This is a genomic window from Bacillus sp. FSL L8-0099 (assembly GCF_038006385.1).
GTDB classification, from domain to species: Bacteria; Bacillota; Bacilli; order Bacillales; family Bacillaceae_G; genus Bacillus_A; species Bacillus_A toyonensis.
The window spans coordinates 5285629-5305082 of record NZ_JBBOVC010000001.1; the positions used below are offsets into that span (position 1 = coordinate 5285629).

The 19454-nt window shown below is 37.0% G+C and carries 19 protein-coding genes; 5 read left to right on the forward strand and 14 right to left on the reverse strand.

From position 1 onward, the window contains the following. Positions 1–288: 288 nt before the first annotated feature. Positions 289–1959: an arginine--tRNA ligase gene (gene argS / locus MHH42_RS27020; protein ID WP_001086439.1), complete on the reverse strand. Its 1671-nt coding sequence runs from the start codon at positions 1957–1959 to the stop codon at positions 289–291. Next, a complete protein-coding gene (locus MHH42_RS27025) occupies positions 1959–2396 on the reverse strand; it encodes a DUF1934 domain-containing protein (RefSeq protein WP_000744343.1) in 438 nt (145 codons plus the stop codon). Before MHH42_RS27025 ends, argS begins: the two co-directional genes overlap by 1 nt. A 148-nt stretch (positions 2397–2544) precedes the next feature. On the opposite strand from MHH42_RS27025, the gene MHH42_RS27030 reads away from it, so the two are divergent. After that, positions 2545–3585 (forward strand): S66 family peptidase, encoded by a 1041-nt coding sequence (locus MHH42_RS27030; RefSeq protein ID WP_139138358.1) that lies wholly within the window; start codon positions 2545–2547, stop codon positions 3583–3585. 25 nt (positions 3586–3610) lie between these two features. Here the strand turns inward: MHH42_RS27030 and MHH42_RS27035 are convergent, their stop codons facing one another. Continuing rightward, positions 3611–3973: a YxeA family protein gene (locus MHH42_RS27035; protein WP_000779927.1), complete on the reverse strand. Its 363-nt coding sequence runs from the start codon at positions 3971–3973 to the stop codon at positions 3611–3613. 234 nt (positions 3974–4207) lie between these two features. Here MHH42_RS27035 and MHH42_RS27040 point away from each other — a divergent pair, with 234 nt between their 5' ends. After that, positions 4208–5245 carry a PTS sugar transporter subunit IIC gene (locus MHH42_RS27040; protein ID WP_000996326.1) on the forward strand — a complete coding sequence of 346 codons (1038 nt, stop codon included), beginning with the start codon at positions 4208–4210 and terminating at the stop codon, positions 5243–5245. A 233-nt stretch (positions 5246–5478) separates the two neighbouring features. Here the strand turns inward: MHH42_RS27040 and speB are convergent, their stop codons facing one another. The 4 genes from speB to MHH42_RS27060 form a co-directional block, all read right to left on the reverse strand. Beyond that, a complete protein-coding gene (gene speB, locus MHH42_RS27045) occupies positions 5479–6351 on the reverse strand; it encodes an agmatinase (protein ID WP_001209829.1) in 873 nt (290 codons plus the stop codon). A 218-nt stretch (positions 6352–6569) separates the two neighbouring features. Then, positions 6570–7397 carry a polyamine aminopropyltransferase gene (gene speE / locus MHH42_RS27050; protein ID WP_000424693.1) on the reverse strand — a complete coding sequence of 276 codons (828 nt, stop codon included), beginning with the start codon at positions 7395–7397 and terminating at the stop codon, positions 6570–6572. A gap of 186 nt (positions 7398–7583) precedes the next feature. Then, the gene (locus MHH42_RS27055) at positions 7584–8747 is read right to left on the reverse strand and encodes an MFS transporter (RefSeq protein WP_070173999.1); all 1164 of its coding nucleotides are present in this window, start codon (positions 8745–8747) and stop codon (positions 7584–7586) included. A 5-nt stretch (positions 8748–8752) separates the two neighbouring features. Beyond that, the gene (locus MHH42_RS27060) at positions 8753–9160 is read right to left on the reverse strand and encodes a MerR family transcriptional regulator (RefSeq protein ID WP_070174000.1); all 408 of its coding nucleotides are present in this window, start codon (positions 9158–9160) and stop codon (positions 8753–8755) included. A 151-nt stretch (positions 9161–9311) separates the two neighbouring features. On the opposite strand from MHH42_RS27060, the gene MHH42_RS27065 reads away from it, so the two are divergent. Continuing rightward, a complete protein-coding gene (locus MHH42_RS27065; RefSeq protein WP_001039761.1) occupies positions 9312–10037 on the forward strand; it encodes a glycerophosphodiester phosphodiesterase in 726 nt (241 codons plus the stop codon). A gap of 100 nt (positions 10038–10137) precedes the next feature. Continuing rightward, positions 10138–12189, forward strand: a complete 2052-nt coding sequence (locus MHH42_RS27070) for a transglycosylase domain-containing protein (RefSeq protein WP_001077069.1) — start codon at positions 10138–10140, stop codon at positions 12187–12189. A 34-nt stretch (positions 12190–12223) separates the two neighbouring features. On the opposite strand, the gene MHH42_RS27075 is transcribed toward MHH42_RS27070, so the two are convergent. Together MHH42_RS27075 and MHH42_RS27080 are read right to left on the reverse strand one after the other, a co-directional pair. Continuing rightward, positions 12224–12733 carry a YwhD family protein gene (locus MHH42_RS27075; protein ID WP_000136676.1) on the reverse strand — a complete coding sequence of 170 codons (510 nt, stop codon included), beginning with the start codon at positions 12731–12733 and terminating at the stop codon, positions 12224–12226. Positions 12734–12758: 25 nt separating this feature from the next. Beyond that, entirely contained in the window at positions 12759–13433 is a 675-nt protein-coding gene (locus MHH42_RS27080; RefSeq protein WP_000372440.1) for a site-2 protease family protein, read from the reverse strand. Positions 13434–13542: 109 nt separating this feature from the next. Here MHH42_RS27080 and MHH42_RS27085 point away from each other — a divergent pair, with 109 nt between their 5' ends. After that, positions 13543–13728, forward strand: coding sequence for a 2-hydroxymuconate tautomerase (locus MHH42_RS27085; protein ID WP_001147171.1), 186 nt, complete (start codon positions 13543–13545; stop codon positions 13726–13728). A gap of 39 nt (positions 13729–13767) precedes the next feature. On the opposite strand, the gene MHH42_RS27090 is transcribed toward MHH42_RS27085, so the two are convergent. The 5 genes from MHH42_RS27090 to MHH42_RS27110 all read right to left on the reverse strand — a co-directional run bounded on the left by MHH42_RS27090 (position 13768) and on the right by MHH42_RS27110 (position 19243). Then, positions 13768–15072, reverse strand: coding sequence for an HD domain-containing protein (locus MHH42_RS27090; RefSeq protein ID WP_000262735.1), 1305 nt, complete (start codon positions 15070–15072; stop codon positions 13768–13770). Positions 15073–15218: 146 nt separating this feature from the next. Next, positions 15219–16157, reverse strand: coding sequence for an ABC transporter substrate-binding protein (locus MHH42_RS27095; RefSeq protein WP_000787722.1), 939 nt, complete (start codon positions 16155–16157; stop codon positions 15219–15221). A gap of 189 nt (positions 16158–16346) precedes the next feature. After that, complete coding sequence (locus MHH42_RS27100) at positions 16347–17159, reverse strand: ABC transporter ATP-binding protein (RefSeq protein ID WP_000212075.1); 813 nt, start codon at positions 17157–17159, stop codon at positions 16347–16349. Between the two features lie 15 nt (positions 17160–17174). Beyond that, positions 17175–18191 (reverse strand): FecCD family ABC transporter permease, encoded by a 1017-nt coding sequence (locus MHH42_RS27105; protein ID WP_001260585.1) that lies wholly within the window; start codon positions 18189–18191, stop codon positions 17175–17177. Then, positions 18188–19243, reverse strand: coding sequence for a FecCD family ABC transporter permease (locus MHH42_RS27110; protein ID WP_000388286.1), 1056 nt, complete (start codon positions 19241–19243; stop codon positions 18188–18190). Before MHH42_RS27110 ends, MHH42_RS27105 begins: the two co-directional genes overlap by 4 nt. Positions 19244–19454 lie beyond the last annotated feature (211 nt).

Below are 19454 nucleotides of genomic sequence, written 5' to 3' on the forward strand. Positions count from 1 at the left end.
CCCCCAACAGTCTATTATTCTAGAATCGTTCCTAAAAATCAATAGTTAATTGGTATTTTTCTATTTTCACTTCATCACTATCACATATATTTAGATTAGAAAATTGGGCACAGAAAAAGAGATAGCTTTGCCATCTCTTTTTCTGTTTCAACTTCCCCTTATCAAGCCATACAGCTTTTCATTGGTCTTCTTTCTTTGACATCTAATCAGTCTATACATTGAATAGATGTTTTTATGTCAACTCGTATATCACTTCTAAACAAAAATAAGCATCTTTTCTTTTGTCTATTACATTTTTTCTGGTGCAGATACTCCTACGATTGCTAGTGCGTTTTGAAGTGTAGTTCGTACTGCTTTCATTAATTCGTAACGAGCTTTACTTAACTCTAAGTTATCTTGGTTTAATACTTTCTCTGCATTGTAGAAGCTGTGTAGTGCTGCAGCTAATTCAAATGCATAGTTTGTAATGCGGTGTGGCAGACGTTTTTGCGCTGCATCCGCAACTACAGCTGGGAATTCACCAAGTTTTTTCAGTAATTCTACTTCTTTCTCAGAAGTAACAAGTTTATAGTTCACGTCTCCGCCTGTAGCTAATCCTAACTCTTCACCTTGACGAAGGATACTGCATACACGAGCATGTGCATATTGCGCATAGTATACTGGATTTTCATTAGATTTTGATACAGCTAAGTCCATATCGAAGTCTAAATGAGAATCACCGCTACGCATTGCAAAGAAGTAACGCATTGCGTCCACGCCTACTTCTTCCATAAGCTCACGAAGTGTAACTGCTTTACCCGTACGCTTACTCATCTTCATTTTTTCACCGTTTTGGTATAGTTGTACCATTTGGATGATTTCTACTTCTAATGTGTCTTTATCGTAACCAAGTGCTTGAATCGCAGCTTTCATACGAGGAATGTAACCGTGGTGGTCAGCACCCCAAATGTTGATTAATTTATCGAAACCACGCTCTAATTTGTCGCGATGGTAAGCGATATCTGGCGTTAAGTATGTGTAAGAACCGTCGTTTTTAATTAATACACGGTTTTTGTCGTCACCGTAAGTCATTGAACGGAACCAAGTTGCGCCGCCTTCTTCAAAGATTTCGTCACGCTCTTTTAATACAGCAAGAGCCTGATCAATCTTTCCGTTTTTGTATAATGATGTTTCTGAGAACCATACATCGAATTTAACACGGAAGCTCTCTAAGTCTTTTTGAAGTTTTGCTAACTCATATTTCAAACCGTATGAACGATAGAACTCATAGCTTTCTTCTGCATCAGCTTTCGCATAACGATCGCCAAACTCTTCAGCTAAACGTTTACCGATACCGATAATATCTGCACCGTGGTAACCGTCTTCTGGCATTTCTTTATCTAAACCTAACGCTTGCATGTAACGAGCTTCAACAGAAAGAGCTAAATTATGAATTTGGTTACCCGCGTCATTAATGTAGTACTCACGAGATACATCGTATCCTGCTTTTGCTAATACGTTACATAAAGTGTCACCTACCGCAGCACCGCGTGCATGTCCTAAGTGAAGGTCACCTGTTGGATTTGCAGATACGAACTCAATTTGTACTTTTTCACCTTTACCAGTGTTCGTTTCACCGTAAGCTTCACCAGCATTAACGATTGTTGGGATTAAGTCTGTTAAGTAACTATTATCCATATAGAAGTTAATAAAACCAGGACCAGCGATTTCAATTTTTTCAATAGAAGCTTTTGCTTTATCGAAGTTTGCAACTAATTCTTCTGCAATCATACGAGGTGCTTTTTTCGCAACACGTGCAAGTTGCATTGCCATATTTGTAGAGAAATCACCATTTGTTTTATCTTTTGGAGATTCTAATACAACGTTTGGAATTTGTTCTTCTGTTGCTAATTCTGCCTTTAATACAGCAGCTTGAATTTCTTCTTTAATCAATCCTTTTACCTGTTCTAAAGAATTCATTATTTTGCCTCCTTCAAGTTAATTGTAATTGTATATCTGCCAGCTTCTTGTTCACTTAGAAGCAATGCGTACGTTAAGAAGAGTTGTCCTTTTTTCTTTTCATCCGACCATTTAAAAAGAACGTTATCAGTTTTCGTTTGCAGTGCAAACGTACCAAGTTCACTCGTGTACGTACCAGTTGTCCATTCACCTTTCACATGCGTCTGACGCATAGAAATAGCACCTGAACGCATAATGAGAACTTGTTCATCTTGAATTTTTATAATTGTCTTCACTTCGCCTTGTTCGTTCGGCTCTTGGAATGTTACGTATGTACCTTGACCTTTTACATAGTATTGACCATTTGCTTCAAAAGCAACGGTTTCCTTCCTCGCCCCTTCACGGATTTCTGTTACGAAATGAACGTGTACCGGCAAGCCTGCAAGTTGTTTCTTCACGTCTTGCACACCTTTCAAATGTTATAGATATTAAATACTACTTATAATAAATCACTTTTCCTATCATATCAAAAAAAGATGCTGTCTGTCTGCTGAAAAATCAGGAAAACTCCTTTTCAAAAAATAATTCACCCTCACTTTATTTCATATGATAAAATATTTTTTAAATCTAAATATTCTTTTAATTAAAGGGGTGAATGTTGTGATACCAACAAAATTAAAAAAAGGGGATGAAATAAGAGTTATTTCACCATCTTGTAGTTTAAGTATTGTCTCAAATGAAAACAGAAACCTTGCTATAAAAAGATTAACCGACATGGGCTTTCAAGTTACATTCTCAAAATATGCTGATGAGATAGATCGATTCGCTTCCTCTTCTATTTCTTCACGTGTTCAAGACCTCCACGAAGCATTTAGAGACCCTAATGTAAAAGCAATTTTGACGACACTTGGCGGATATAACTCTAACGGCTTATTGAAACATCTCGATTACGATTTAATTCGCGAAAATCCAAAGTTTTTCTGCGGCTATTCTGACATTACTGCTTTACATAACGCACTTTATACAAAAACAGGTCTTGTTACATATTCAGGTCCTCACTTCTCTTCATTTGGAATGGAGAAAGGTCTCGCGTATACAACCGATTACTTTTTTAAATGCTTAACTTCTAATGATTCTATTGAAATCCTACCATCCGAAACGTGGAGTGATGATTCTTGGTATATAGATCAGGAAAATCGAGAATTTATTAAAAATGAAGGATATATTTCGATTCAAGAAGGAGGAGCTACAGGGGATATTATTGGCGGAAATATGAGCACTTTACATTTACTACAAGGTACTCCGTATATGCCAAGCTTACGAGATAAAATTTTATTTCTTGAAGAAGATAGTTTAACAGGAAAAGCTACACTTAAAACTTTCGATCGATACTTACATTCTCTTATGCAGCAAACTGATTTTGAATACGTAAAAGGTATCGTTATAGGGAGAATGCAAAAAGGAGCAGAATGTATGATAGAGGACATTCAAGAAATGATTACTTCAAAGCCTGAACTTGTACATATCCCTATTATTGCGAATGCAAGTTTCGGACATACAACTCCGATCTTTACTTTCCCAATTGGCGGACGTGCAAAAATCATTTCTAATAAAGAAAGTTCAGCTATCACCATCTTAACGCACTAAAAAAGGAGCGAACGATTCGCTCCTTTTATGGTTTTTCTATTTTTTGCAACGCTTTTTGTGGGATTGATTCTTTCGGGATTTCAGCCCATCCTTTTCCCTGCATACCTTTTGCATAAATTTTTATAAAAGCACCCGTATGCAATTCACGGTTCACCATTCTTTTAATAACTTGTAAATTTCCATCTTCTGTATATCCTTTAAATGTATACAAATATTCATCGTCTTTTTTCTCGCTTTTATCTATAACAGCATAATAATCTTGTATTTCTTTATTTGAAAAGAAGTTGTCTACAAAAGCATGCACACCTTCTGTTTTCGTATTTAAATAATATGCTGTTCCTCCTAAAATAATGGCGAACACAGCTAAAACTTTAATTACCAATTTCATAAATGCGCCTCCTGTTTGCACTACTTTCTCACTAACCGTATGTCTATACCTGTATTATACGAAAAAAAGCATACTATACTCTATCGAAATGCCTTACACTTTCCTTACATTATTGTAAGAGTTTTTCACCTTACAGCAATTTCCCAATAAAAAATTTTTCCGTTTCACAAACTTTTATATTATTATTGAATGATACAAATTTTTATTACAAAAATCAAAGGAGACAGTTTTCAAATGGCTATCTTGCAAGGTTTAGCACTATTACTTGTTGTACTTTGTCTATTTACACTTTTCAGTTACCGTGCGCCTTACGGAATGAAGGCGATGGGTGCTTTAGCTAATGCAGCAATCGCAAGTTTTCTTATTGAAGCATTTCACCGTTATATAGGTGGAGAAATGTTTCATAATGACTTTTTACAATCAGTAGGAGAAGCTTCTGGTAGTATGAGCGGTGTCGCAGCAGCAATTTTAGTAGCATTAGCAATCGGCGTTTCACCCGTATACGCTGTTTTAATCGGTATCGCTACTAGTGGATTCGGTATTTTACCAGGATTTTTTGCTGGATACGTTTGTGCCTTCGTCGTGAAATTTCTCGAAAAGAAATTACCAGCTGGTGTAGAGTTTTTAGCAATCCTATTTATTGCTGCACCAATCTCACGTGGAATGGCCATGCTTATGGATCCACTCGTTAACGCAACACTTGGTAAAATCGGTTCTATGATTTCAGTTGCAACTACAGAAAGTCCTATCATTATGGGTATTATGCTTGGTGGATTAATAACAGTTATTTCTACCTCTCCATTAAGTTCTATGGCACTAACTGCAATGCTTGGATTAACAGGTTTACCAATGGCAATTGGTAGTCTTGCCGTTGCGGCCTCAGCCCCGATGAACTTTATTTTCTTTAAACGATTAAAAATTTGTTCAAAGAAAGATACAATCGCTGTAGCAATCGAGCCTTTAACACAAGCCGATGTTGTCTCAGCAAATCCAATTCCTATCTATATGACAAACTTCGTTGGCGGCGCGCTTGCTGGTATTATTACATCGCTATTCCAGCTCGTTAATAATGCGCCAGGAACAGCATCACCAATTCCAGGGCTTCTCGTCTTGTTTGGATTTAATGACGTTATAAAAGTAACGATCGCTGCTGTACTATGTGGAATCGTTACCACTATTGTCGGATACATCGGATCTATTGTGTTCCGCAAATATCCGATCCGCTCTGCTGATGAAATTCGCGGCATTGCTTCAGAAGAGAAGGTTGCATAAGAAAAAGAGTTATTCTCACCTTTTGAGAATAACTCTTTTTTTCATGTCTTGCTATGGTAAATGGGATTATATCGACGATTTTTTTAATATATCGACTTACCGACACATAACGGATAAAATAAAAGCCCGCGATTCTGGGCGAGCCGCTTTCGCTTTTATTCTATCCAGTTACGCCTCCTAGACCCTTGCGTCTAAGAACTTTAGTCACCAGGTCTAAACAGTCGGCTTCACTTTTACTTCACCCAACCGAGCAGCATTTCCCGCACGAATTTGCTTGCTGCGACTGGTGTTTGATCACTATGGTCGTAGACAGGAGCTACTTCTACTAAGTCTGCTCCAACTACATTTATATTTGAATTTGCAATTGCCATGATGGAATCTAATAGTTCTTTAGATGTGATACCTCCAGCCTCTAACGTTCCTGTTCCAGGAGCATGAGCTGGGTCTAATACGTCAATGTCGATTGTGACATAGACTGGACGTCCTGCAAGTTTCGGTAATACTTCTTTTAACGGCTCTAATACGTCAAATTTGTATAAGTTCATACCTACTTCTTTCGCCCATTCAAATTCTTCCTTCATTCCAGAACGAATTCCGAAAGAATATACGTTTTCCGGACCAATTAAATCACACACTTTACGAATTGGTGTAGAGTGGGATAAAGGCTCCCCTTCATACGATTCACGTAAATCAGTATGAGCATCCATGTGGATGATTGCTAAATCCGGATATTTTTTTGCCATTGCCTTAAAAATTGGCCAAGACACTAAGTGCTCACCGCCGAGACCTAGTGGAAACTTACCGGCATCTAAAAGTTTTGATACATACTCTTCAATCATGTCTAAGCTGCGTTGTGCATTTCCGAATGGTAATGGGATATCACCCGCATCAAAATATTTTACCTCTTCTAGTTCACGATCTAAATACGGACTATATTCTTCAAGACCGATTGATACTTCACGAATACGTGCAGGGCCAAAGCGAGATCCTGGACGGAAACTTACTGTCCAATCCATAGGCATCCCATAAATAACCGCCTTTGACTCTTCAAAACTTGGATGACTTTTAATAAATACTTTACCTGAATAAGCTTCATCAAAACGCATATTCTTTTCCTCCTTATGTGGAACTTAAGGTATCCCAACCTTTCATTATTTCTCAAATTTGGAGCGTACTGCTCCTCTTTCTCGATTTACCTGGGCCTTCTTGTTATCACAAGAAGACTACTTCATTTGTAGCAGTGTAAGTAACTAGCATGTTCAAGCCTTCTAGACAAACACCTTAAATGAGTTACTTACACTTTATTTATTTCAATTTAACGCTCTTACTTAATTAAATCGCCAACAAATTTCGGTAATGCGAATGCTGCATTGTGTAATTCTTTTGTGTAGTATTTCGTTTCGATTTCGTGGAAACGCTCTTCACTTACTTCTAGTGGATCATGTTTTTTAGATCCGATTGTGAATGTCCAAAGTCCACTTGGATACGTTGGAATGTTTGCTGTGTATAAACGAGTAATTGGGAAGATCTCTTTTACGTCTTTAAACACAGTTGTAATTAGTTCTGGTGTGAACCAAGGGTTGTCCGTTTGTGCAACGAAAATACCATCTTCTTTTAACGCTTTAGAGATTCCAGCGTAGAAACCTTTCGTAAATAAGTTTACTGCTGGTCCTACCGGCTCAGTAGAATCTACCATAATTACGTCATATTCATTTTCGCTTTCTGCGATGTGTAGGAAACCGTCTCCTACTTTCACCTCTACACGCTCATCATCTAATGCGCCTGCAATTGATGGTAAGTACTGTTTAGAGTACTCAATTACTTTTCCATCAATTTCAACAAGAGTTGCTTTTTTTACGCTTGGGTGTTTTAACACTTCACGAATAACACCGCCATCACCACCACCGACAACTAATACGTTTTCAGGGTTTGGATGTGTAAATAAAGGTACGTGCGCTACCATTTCATGATAAACGAACTCATCTTTTTCTGTTGTCATAACCATGCCATCTAAAATAAGCATGTTTCCGAACTCTTCCGTTTCAACCATATCAAGTTTTTGGAATTCTGTTTGCTCCGTATGTAATGTGCGGTTAATACGTGCCGTAATCCCAAAATGTTTTGTTTGTTTTTCAGTGAACCATAGTTCCATCGTACAATCACGCCTTTCAATGCAAATTTATAATAGGGACATCATTAATGTCCCCTAACAAAAATAAAACAAAACATCCAAAATGTATAGTTAAAAGTACAAAAATACCGAAAATATATTTTAGTCAGAGGGTTCTAACATATATGTGGAAAGGGTTTGCCTTGTAATAGGAAAGAAAACCCTTTCTTAAGAAAGGGCTTTTGTCTCTATTTCTTCCGGTTTACGAATCGGAATTAAGATCATAACGCAACCAACTAATACCACAACTCCACCAACTAAAAATGGACTTTGTGGTGAAACAGTGTGTCCGATAACTCCTGATAAAATAGGAGCAATCGCTCCTCCTAACCAACGAACGAAGTTATAAACACCTGACGTAACAGATCTTTCATAAGGTGAAATATCCATTACATAGCTTGTATATAATGCATTATTTAAACCAGATGCTAATCCTGATAGAACGATTAATACGATTTGTAACCACATAATTTTCACAAAGAATAATGCAATTAAGAAAATCGCAAATGCGAGTAAACTACCTTTTAACAATGTTTTCGGTTCATATTTACCTTCTAGCTTATGTGCTAAAATTGCTGAACCGTAAGCTAACGCTAATCCCCATCCACAAAATACAAATCCTAATTGAATAGCAGATAAGTGCATAATAAGTGGTGAATATGCTAGCACGACGAAAAATCCGTAGTAGTATAACATCCCTGAAATCGCACCTTGCATAAACGGTTTATATTTCACCAAGTTAAGTAATTCACCTACGCCCGCTGCTTTACGCTTCACTTTTCGCTCCGGTTCTTTTACAAAAAAGAATACTAAAATAAATGCTAAGAAAATTAAAATACTCGTTGCGAAAAATGGGTAACGCCAAGAATGTCCACCTAATATACCACCTAACAATGGGCCACCTGCCATTCCTAAACCGATAGCTGCTTCATATAATCCTACTGCTTCATGAACCTCCTTACTTAATGCTATTAAAAGTGTCATTGCTGTAGCAAAAAACATCGCATTTCCTAATCCCCATCCAGCACGGAAAAGAGATAATTGAGCAATCGTTTGCGATATACCGCATATAAACGCAAATACAGTTACAATTGCAAGACCGATTGTCATCATGCGCTTATCACCAAATCTTGATGCGAATATACCAGCTGGTAACATCATAATTGCCATCGTTAAAATATATGCGGTAAATAACATTTCAACTTGCCAATGCGTTGCACCAATTTTCTCAGCAATAATTGGCAAGATTGGATCGACTACCCCTATACCAGAAAAGGCAAGGAAAGTAGCCACCACTGTAATCAATCTCCCTAGTTTTTGTTTGCTCTCCATTTCAATCACTCTCCTTTTGTGCTCTCTAAAAATGTCACTGCACGATGTAAACTATCTTCAAGTTCTGCCTTTACACGCTGCATTTGCTCCATTTTTTCATCCAACGTTTGCACTTGTTTCTCAAGCATATCTTTAATTTCTTGAATCACTTCGCGGTCGCGAGGATTCTCGCTATTTCTTCTTTGTTCCATTCTTTCTTTTAACGATAAGAAATGTTGCATTTCTTGAAGCGTGATTCCTAATACTTCTTTCGCTTCCACGATCCTTTTAATTCTTGCAATATCCTCATCCGTATAAAGCCGAATGTTCCCCTCACTACGCCCCGGGGGATGAATTAAACCAATTTCCTCATAATAACGAAGTGTACGCTTTGTTAAACCAACTTGCTTTGTTACTTCATCAATTTTATACATGTTTATTCCTCCCTTCACTCAATTATTACATTTTACGTTAACGTTAACTTTTGTGCAACTGTTAGACTTTTGTAAATTTTTTTCATATAAATTGTATTTTTCTCATAGCGGTTTCATAATGAAGGAAAAGAGATGATAAGGAGATTTTCACATGAATAAACCACTTATTTTCGCTCACCGCGGGGTAAAAGGAACACATCCAGAAAATACGATGATCGCCTTCCAAGAAGCTGAACGCATTGGCGCTCATGGGATTGAACTTGATGTTCATCTATCAAAAGATGGCGAACTTGTCGTAATCCACGATGAAACAGTGGATCGCACAACAAATGGCGTAGGGATTGTTTCTGAAAAAACGGTAGAGGAACTACAATCATTGGACGCTGGTAGCCATAAAGACCCTTCTTTCCATGAAGCAAAAATCCCAACGTTACGCGAAGTTTTCATCTGGCTTTCCACAACGAACTTACAACTAAATATCGAATTAAAAACAGATGTGATTCACTACCCAAATATTGAAGAGAAAGTTGTTGCACTTGTTCGTGAATATCATCTTTCTAATCAAATTGTATTCTCATCATTTAACCATGACTCTGTTTCATTATTAGCAGAAATAGCTCCTGAAATCCCAAGGGCAATTTTATATGATACGCCACTTGCTGATCCTATTGCTGAAGCAAAAATTAGAGAAGCAACTGGTTTACATCCAAACTTTCAGCTACTAACTAAAGAATTCGTACAGTTAGCACAAAAACAAGGGTACGTTTTCCGCCCTTATACAATTAACGAATACAAAGATTTACAAACGATGATTGATTATGGTGTAGATGTCATCATCACCGATTGGCCAGCACGTGCCTTCGAGCTCCTTTCTTAATTGAAGGGGCTTTTTTGTTTTCAAAATTTCATTGTTTAAAATAAATGAAAATCCTCAATACTAATACAATAATGTTTGTATTAATGAGGGGCTGAAAAAGATGAATCAAACTATGAATCCAAAACTTAAAAAATATAAACGTCTTTTCTTCACCGTAATGTTTTCTTGTGTTCTTTTTTTCGTTTTTTCCTTTTTTGTTATTATTATAGTTGCAAAAATTATGGGACCACCTCCTGTCGCAGTCCCGCAAACAAGCGTCTTTTACGCGAATGATGATACAGTTATTGGACAAAGTAACGAAATACAAAAGCGTTACAATGTCTCTCTTAATGAAATTTCTCCCTATGTAAAAGAAGCGACACTTTCTATTGAAGACCAAAGATTTTATAAGCATCATGGCTTCGATATGAAACGTATTGCAGGTGCAATTGTTGCTGATTTAAAAGCGATGGCAAAAGTACAAGGTGCTAGTACGATTACACAACAATACGCACGTAATCTATATTTAGATCATGATAAAACGTGGAAACGGAAACTATTAGAGGCAATGTATACTGTCCGCCTTGAAGTGAATTATAATAAAAATCATATTTTAGAAGGTTATTTAAATACAATTTATTACGGACATGGTGCTTATGGCATCGAAGCTGCGTCTCGTCTATATTTCGATAAAACAGCAAAAGAATTAACATTAGCAGAAGCCAGTATGCTTGCAGGAATCCCAAAAGGACCTAGTGTCTACTCTCCCTTTTTAAAAGAAGAACGTGCTAAAGGACGTCAATCTCTCATATTAGATGAAATGGTAGAACAAGGTTATATTACGAAGCAGCAAGCAGCTTCTGCAAAAAAGGAACCACTAACTTTTGCCTCGCTTGATACGAAAAAAGTAGCAGAGGTTGCGCCTTATTTCCAAGATGCTGTACAAGCTTCTCTTCTTCGGGATATCGGACTGGATGAGCAAGCCTTACAACGAGGTGGCTTACGTATTTATACAACGTTAGATCCTAAGTTACAATCTGTAGCAGAACAAGCTGTCAAAGATCATATACCTGAAACAGCAAACATACAAACTGCCCTCGTCTCTATGAATCCAAAAACAGGTGAAGTGGCTGCTCTTGTTGGAGGAACTGATTATAATACGAGTCAATTTAACAGGGCTACACAAGCCGTCCGTCAGCCTGGATCTACATTTAAACCCTTTCTATATTACGCAGCTTTGGAACGAGGATTCACCCCTGCTACGCGCTTAAAAAGCGAATACACTGTATTCACTTTAGGTGACGGTGTTTCAAAGTATAAACCGAAAAACTATAAAGATTATTACGCAGATGATTTCGTAACGATGGCACAAGCTCTCGCAGTCTCTGATAACATATACGCTGTGAAAACAAATTTATTTTTAGGTGATGACACGCTCGCAAAAACAGCGAAGCAATTCGGAATTAAGAGTGCATTAAAAGATGTGCCTTCCCTAGCTCTCGGTACGTCTCCTGTAAAACCAATTGAAATGGTGAATGCTTATAGTATGTTCGCAAACGGTGGAAAAGAAGTAAAACCTATCTTTATTCGCCGTATTATGGATCATGAAGGGAACATGTTATACGATGCTCATTTGGAGAGCAAACAAGTTCTCGATAAGAGCAAAGCGTTTGTGATGGAAGAAATGATGACTGGTATGTTTAATAAAAAATTAAGCAGTTATGCCGCTGTAACTGGTCAATCTATGTTATCAAAACTATCAAGAACATATGCCGGAAAGTCTGGTTCTACTGAAACCGATAGTTGGATGATTGGATTCACTCCGCAAATTGTAACTGGTGTATGGGTTGGATACGATCAACCTAAATCTATTTCAAACGTAGCAGAACAAGGATATGCGAAAAAAATATGGACCGATACGATGGAGAAAGGCTTAGATGGACAGCCTAAAAAGGATTTTAAACAACCAAGTGATGTCGTAGCCGTTAATATTAACCCAGAAAACGGCAAGATTGCTACAAAGAACTGTCCAATTTCAGTTAAAATGTATTTCGCCAAAGGCACCGAGCCTACTGAATATTGTATGGATCATGTCGATGATAAAGAGGAATTTGAAAAAACAAGTGAAGAAAAGAAAAAAACAAGTTGGTGGAAAAAATATCTTCCTTGGTAAAAAAATAGCTGACGGACATCCGTCAGCTATTTTTTTATTCACTTAATAATGCATGACGCAATTCTTCACTAGACTCGTTCCAAATCGCTTCATTATGTTCTTTCAAGAACGTACCAAGTACTTTTTTAGAAGATTCATCCATATGTTCAACCATAATGTGACGCTTCAATGATTTATCCATTTTGTTTACATGCTCTGGAAGTGATTTATATCCGCGGCGAATTTCACGGTCTACTGTCATTTCACAAGCTGTTACCCCTGCGTAATAAGCACCGTTCGGTGTTCTTTCAATTGTTACCCAAACAAGCCAAAATGGTTTTCCGTTTGGAACGTCATCTTTATTTGTTAAAAACTTAATTCCTTTTTCTACTGTACTACGCGCATGCATCGCACCGATATCAACGAATGCAGTTTTCTCTAGTACATCAACAAATACAGGTGAAATGTTTTCTAAGCTTAATGCCCCAACACCAAATCCACCATGTCCATCTGTTGAATCATTTTTCACGATATTAAAACCGATTTTCTTCTTTTTCTCTGTCATATGTAACTTCCTCCTCACTTAAAAATTATAAAAGCCCAAAAATAGGCGCAATGATACTTTGTAAAAATACGAATACATACGGAATGACAACATTGAAAATAGGTTGAATTGTGTAATTGCTAAGCGGTGTAATAACAAGAATTAATAACGCAATTGCTCCATATTTTTCATACTGTGTCATTTTCGCACGAATATTTGCTGGTGCTAAATCTTCCACAACGCGATATCCATCAAGTGGCGGAATCGGTAATAAGTTAAATACAAGTAAAACGATATTAAGCATAATAAAAATTTGGAAGAATCGACCTAATGTATCTGCTACTGCAAATGGAATTGAGTCTAGTACGCCAAATGTTAATAAGCTATACCAAATAATTAAACCAATCGCACTTAAAATTAAGTTACTAATCGGTCCTGCAATAGAAACTAATATCCCTGCAAGACGTGGTCTTTTAAAGTTATACGGGTTAACAGGCACCGGTCTTGCCCAACCGAATCCAAGAATTAATACTGCAATCATCCCGATAGGATCTAAATGGGCCATCGGTGATAACGTTAAACGCCCTTGTTTTTTCGCTGTATCGTCCCCAAATTTATATGCCACATATGCATGTGCAAATTCATGAACGGATAGTGCAATAATAATCGCCATTGCTACTAACGGAATTTCGTGCAATGGATATCTAAATAACTGATCCATACTTCATCTCCTCTTCAATATGTCAAAAAAGAAATTATTTTTTTCCGATTGTTCTTCCCCATAATCCGCTATAATAAGAGTGTAACTTACATAAAAGGAGCGATTGTACATGCCATACGTAACAGTGAAAATGCTAGAAGGACGCACAGAGGAACAAAAGAAAGCTCTTGCTGAGAAAGTAACAGCAGCAGTAAGCGAAACAACTGGTGCTCCTGAAGAAAACATCGTTGTTTTCATCGAAGAAATGTCTAAAAACCATTATGCAGTTGGCGGAAAACGCTTAAGCGACAAATAATTTCAAGTTCTTTCATAAGAAGCAGCCATTAGCTGCTTCTTATTTCTTGCCTTCTAACAACTCGATAATTCTCTCTTTATATTTTCCTTTTCTTCCATCTTCATAGATTAAATCATGCGGATAGAATAACTTTTGGTCCGTTCTCTTCTTCCCCGTAATCGCCTCAACAATATCCGATTCACGTGAAAGCTCTCTAAGTTCCCCGTTCGGCATAAGGAGTAAGATTGGCAGACGCTCTTCCTCTTCTCCTGCGCGATAAAAGTCATATGGTAAATCCGATGTTGAATCAACAACTAAATAATACTCTGGATCTAGTCCAATCTTTTTAAATAAGCTGCTTAGCTCCATCCAATTATCTAAACCGTGCTTATCTGTAAACTCTACATATTTAAATAGATTTCGATTCATAAAACGACGGCATAAGTCACTTAAAATTGGATCTTCTTCGTCTTGCCATACTTGGAAGTAATAATACATTACGTTCTCGTCTAGCTTTAAATAATCCTCTACTGTCACTTCTTCTTCAAACAAAGAATAGAAATGAACAGGATGATTTTTAAACGCATAATACTTCTCATGCAATGATTTAGCACGGTGTAAAATCTTCGTTAAAATAACTTCTGCACTGCGCGTTACCGGATGGAAATATACTTGCCAATACATTTGATAACGGCTCATAATATAATGCTCAACAGCATGCATACCACTATTTTTAATAACTACTTGATTCCCATACGGACGCATGACACGCAATATACGTTCCATATCAAAGTTCCCGTACTTTACACCTGTGAAATAAGCATCTCTTAATAAATAATCCATACGATCTGCATCAATTTGACTTGAAATCATACTAATCGCTAATTTATTAGTAGATGTTTTCGCAATTACATCTGCCACTTTTTGCGGGAAGTCCTTATCCACACGACTTAATACACGATTAATTTCCGTATCTCCTACGATAATCTTTTGCGTAAATTTCTCATGATCTAATGAAAATACTTTTTCAAACGAATGAGAAAATGGGCCGTGACCGACATCATGAAGTAATGCTGCACATAAACATAACAATCTATCTTCAGCATTCCAGTTCGGTCTGCCATCAAACACATCATCAATCATACGACGAATAATTTCATATACACCTAACGAATGAGTAAAGCGACTATGCTCTGCACCGTGAAATGTAAAAAATGTTGTTCCAAGCTGCTTAATACGGCGCAAGCGTTGAAATTCTTTCGTTCCGATTAAATCCCAAATAACACGATCACGCACGTGCACATATTTATGTACTGGGTCTTTAAACACTTTTGTTTCGCTGAGTTTGTCGTTTAAATATACCACTTTTCGACATCCCCCTTTCTTTACTGCATTCTTACTATATATTATAAACGAAATAGGAAACAGAAAGAAATGAAAGACTGTATTAATTGCCCTTATATAAAGAAAAAATCACCTTTACCGAAGTAAAAGTGATTTCTTTTTATACATTATTTTCCTAAAACGAACTCAGCAACTTCATCTAAGATCATTTCTTTTCCTAGTGGGAAGTAACCTTTGTTTAGATCTTCATTTTTAATTGTAAATACGTGGTTATTTTTAACAGCATTCATGTTTTTCCAAATTGATTCTTCTTGGAATTCTTTTAGGCGCTGAGAACCGTCACCCGTTGTAAATACAAATAAGTAATCTGGGTTGTAATCGATTAAAGCTTCTTTTTGTACTTGTACTAATGGTTTATCAGTTGGTGTACCTTTAACTGCTGGTAATTTTAAATCATTAAAGATTACGCTACCGTAACCGTAGTCACCATATACACGGAATGCATTTGGATATGCAGCCATTTTCATGAATGTTGCATCACCAGTTTTAGCGATAATTTTATCATGTAATTTGCTTGCTTTTTCATCATACTTTTTAAACCATTCTTTTGTTTCTTTCTCTTTACCAAGAATTTGGCCTACTTCTTCAAACTTTGGACGCCATTGATCTAATGGAGTGTTTAACATAACTGTTGGTGCAATTTTAGATAATTGATCGTAAATCTTTTCTTGACGATTATTTACAAGAATTAAGTCTGGTTTTGCAGCAGCTACTGCTTCGATGTTAATTTTATCGCCCCAAGCAGAACCAACTGGTTTAACGTCTTTTAATTTATTTGCAATATGTGCATCAATTTTTTCTTGAGATGTATTAGCTGTAATAATTGGTTTCATACCAAAGATTAATAATTCTTCTGTTGAACCACTAAGGTCAGCAATTTTCTTTGGATTTGCAGGGATTTTAATCTCCCCTTTTGCATGTTTTACAGTGCGCTCTTCAGTCTTCGCATCTGCTTTCTTTTCTTCTTCTTTGTTAGAACAAGCTGCAAATAGTACAGAAGTAACCACTAGTACCATTGCTAATAGTGCCATTTTAAAATTCTTCATGTTCCCACTCCTTCTGGCTGTATTTATCTTATAATTTAGGATGAACTATAAGAAACAAAAATAACAATTAATCAATATATATTTATTAACCGTTGTTAATGACCCATTCTAACGGGCGTTCAACTTCCCATTTATAAGTAAGAAGCTCAACGTCCATTAGAAGTCCCCCTCTTTACGAGGGGGTTCTACTTATGCTTTTTTACGCAATTGATTACTAATCATCGCTAAATCATATGTTAAACAAATCGGTTTACAGTTTACTGGACATGGAACGATTTGCGCTTCAATCTCAAACACGTTACGAAGTGTTTCACTTGTCATAACCTCATCTGGCGTTCCTTGTTTCATTAACTTACCTGCTTTTAATGCAATCATATGATCAGAGAAACGAGAAGCATGATTTAAATCGTGAATAACCATCACAATTGTCCTACCTTCTTCTTGGTTCAATTTCTTCAGTAAGTTTAATACTTCAAGTTGATGTGCCATATCTAAATATGTCGTTGGTTCATCTAATACAAGTAAATCTGTTCCTTGTGCAAGAGCCATCGCAATCCATACCCGTTGACGTTGACCACCTGATAAGGCTTCTGCTGAACGATTTGCGAACTCTGTCATTCCCGTCACTTCAAGTGCCCAATGAATGTAGCGATAGTCTTCTTCTTTCAATGTTCCAAATCCTTTTTGATGAGGAAAACGTCCATATGAAACAAGTTCAAACACAGTAAGGCCTGTTGGCACTTCTGCAGTTTGTGGTAAGATCGCCATTTTCTTTGCGATTTCTTTCGTTGGCTGTTTCTCAATTGCTTTTCCATCAAGATAAACAGTACCTTTTTTCGCCTTCAAAATACGAGAAGCCGTTTTTAATAATGTGGATTTCCCACAACCATTTGGTCCAATAATCGTTGTAATTTTTCCTTCCGGAATTTCAACTGTTAATCCATCAATAATTAATCCTTCATTATAGCCAACAGATACCGAATCAACTGCTAAAGTTGCCATACAAAAAGCCTCCCTTTATTTTGTCCTCATAAGTAAATATATGAAATATGGTGCACCAATTACAGAAATAACAAGACCGACCGGTATTTCTGAAGTTGGCAACACACTTCTTGAAATTACATCTGCAAATAAAAGCAAGAACGTTCCTATTAATGCTGCAGTTGGTAACATGATTTGATGTTTACCACCAACAAGGCGTCTCGCTAAATGAGGAGCCATTAAACCGATAAAACCTATTCCGCCCGCCACCGCAACAGATGCACCAGCTAAACAAACTGCAATAAATAATAATTTACGTCTTTCTTTTTCTACGTTTACACCAAGGCCAACAGCTGTAGAGTCGCCTAAATTCATTACATTTAATATGTGTGCTTTACTAATAGCAAGCGGTAAGAAAATAACCATCCATGGAAGTACACTTAATACGAATTTCCAATCTGTACCCCAGAGACTTCCTGCTAACCAAATCGTAGCAAAACGAAAATCGTTAGATGTCATCTTCATAGAGAAAATTAAACTAACGGCACCAAATCCAGCCGCAACGGCAATACCAACAAGTATTAATCGAGTCGATGAAACGCCGTCTTTCCATGCTAATAAGTAAATAATAACTGCCGCTAATATCGCACCAACTAGGGCGAAAAATGGAAGGATAAATACAGATAAAAATGTACCTGTCCCAACTTTTCCAAAGAAAAAGTAGACGAATATAACAACCGTTAATCCCGCTCCAGCGTTAATACCTATAATACCTGGATCAGCAAGTGGATTTCTTGATAGTCCTTGCAGAATTGCACCTGACATGGCTAACGCAGATCCTACTAATATAGCGATAACCATACGCGGCATACGAAATTCAAATAAAATAACTGACTGATCTTCAGCCCCGAGTCCAACCAATGACTTTAATACATCCATTGGTGGTATTTTAAAAGTTCCTGTATTTAAACTAATAAGAAATATAGAAATGATTAATCCTACTAAAATTGTTAAAACAGAAACGTTCTTTTTTGTTAAAATGCTCGTCCTCACATTTTTCCTCTCCCTTCGTTACGTGCTAAGTAGAGGAAGAATGGAACCCCAATTAGCGCTGTAATTGCTCCAATTGGCGTTTCAAATGGTGGATTAATAACGCGAGATAACATATCTGCACACTCAATTAACAATCCACCTAAGACTGCAGAACATGGAATAACCCATCTATAGTCTGAGCCTACTAGGAAACGAGTCATATGTGGAATTACAAGACCAACAAACCCAACTGACCCTGCCATAGAAACTGCAGAACCTGTTAACACAAGAACAAGTACTGTTCCGATAAATTTAATTAATGTCGTATTTTGACCAAGTCCAATCGCAATTTCTTCACCGAAGCTCAAGATTGTAATATACCTCGACATCATAATTGCAATAAAGAGACAAACTAGACCAATTGGCACTAACATATTAATACTTTGCCATTTCACTCCAGCAACTCCGCCTGCATTCCACATACTCACCTCTTGGGCAAGATTGAAATACAGCGCAATTCCAGATGAAATTGCCCCTAATAAAGCACTAATTGCTGCACCTGCTAAAGCTAATTTCACAGGTGTTAATCCACCTGGTGAAGAAGACCCAATTCCATATACAATACTTGCGCCAAACGCAGCTCCAATAAAAGATGCGATAACAAACATTAAATAAGGTGAATTAGGGAAGAATGCATACATAATTGCAATCCCGAATACAGCGCCATCTGTAATCCCCATTAACGATGGTGATGCAAGTGGATTTCGCGTCATACCTTGCATAATTGCTCCTGATACTGCTAAAAAGGCACCTGCAACTACGCCCCCTATTGCTCTAGGCATGCGAAGTTCTTGAATTACGTTATGATGCGTAATAGATCCGTCAAACTGAAACACAGCTTGCCATACAGTCTTTAAACTAATATCTGCCGCGCCAAACGAAATAGAAACTGCCATGCTTAAAGCTAACAAAATTGTACCCGCTACTAAAATAATAGAAGCGATGAGCGGCCTGCTCTTAATCTCTTTAACACTCTCTTCTTGTTGTTCTATACTCCTTGCGCTCGCTTCCATCCCTCAACCATCCTAACCAAAAACATATATTTAATAAAATGAAATTTATTCTCAAATAGTAATAAAAAAATTAGGTGAATTGGCTTATTCTTGATAATGATTATCAGAATCAGACACTTTCTATTCTACCCACCGCTTCAAAAGGCTGTCAACCATTATTTTGAAATACAAATTCATATAAATTGACAATGTAATGAACATTTGATGTTCA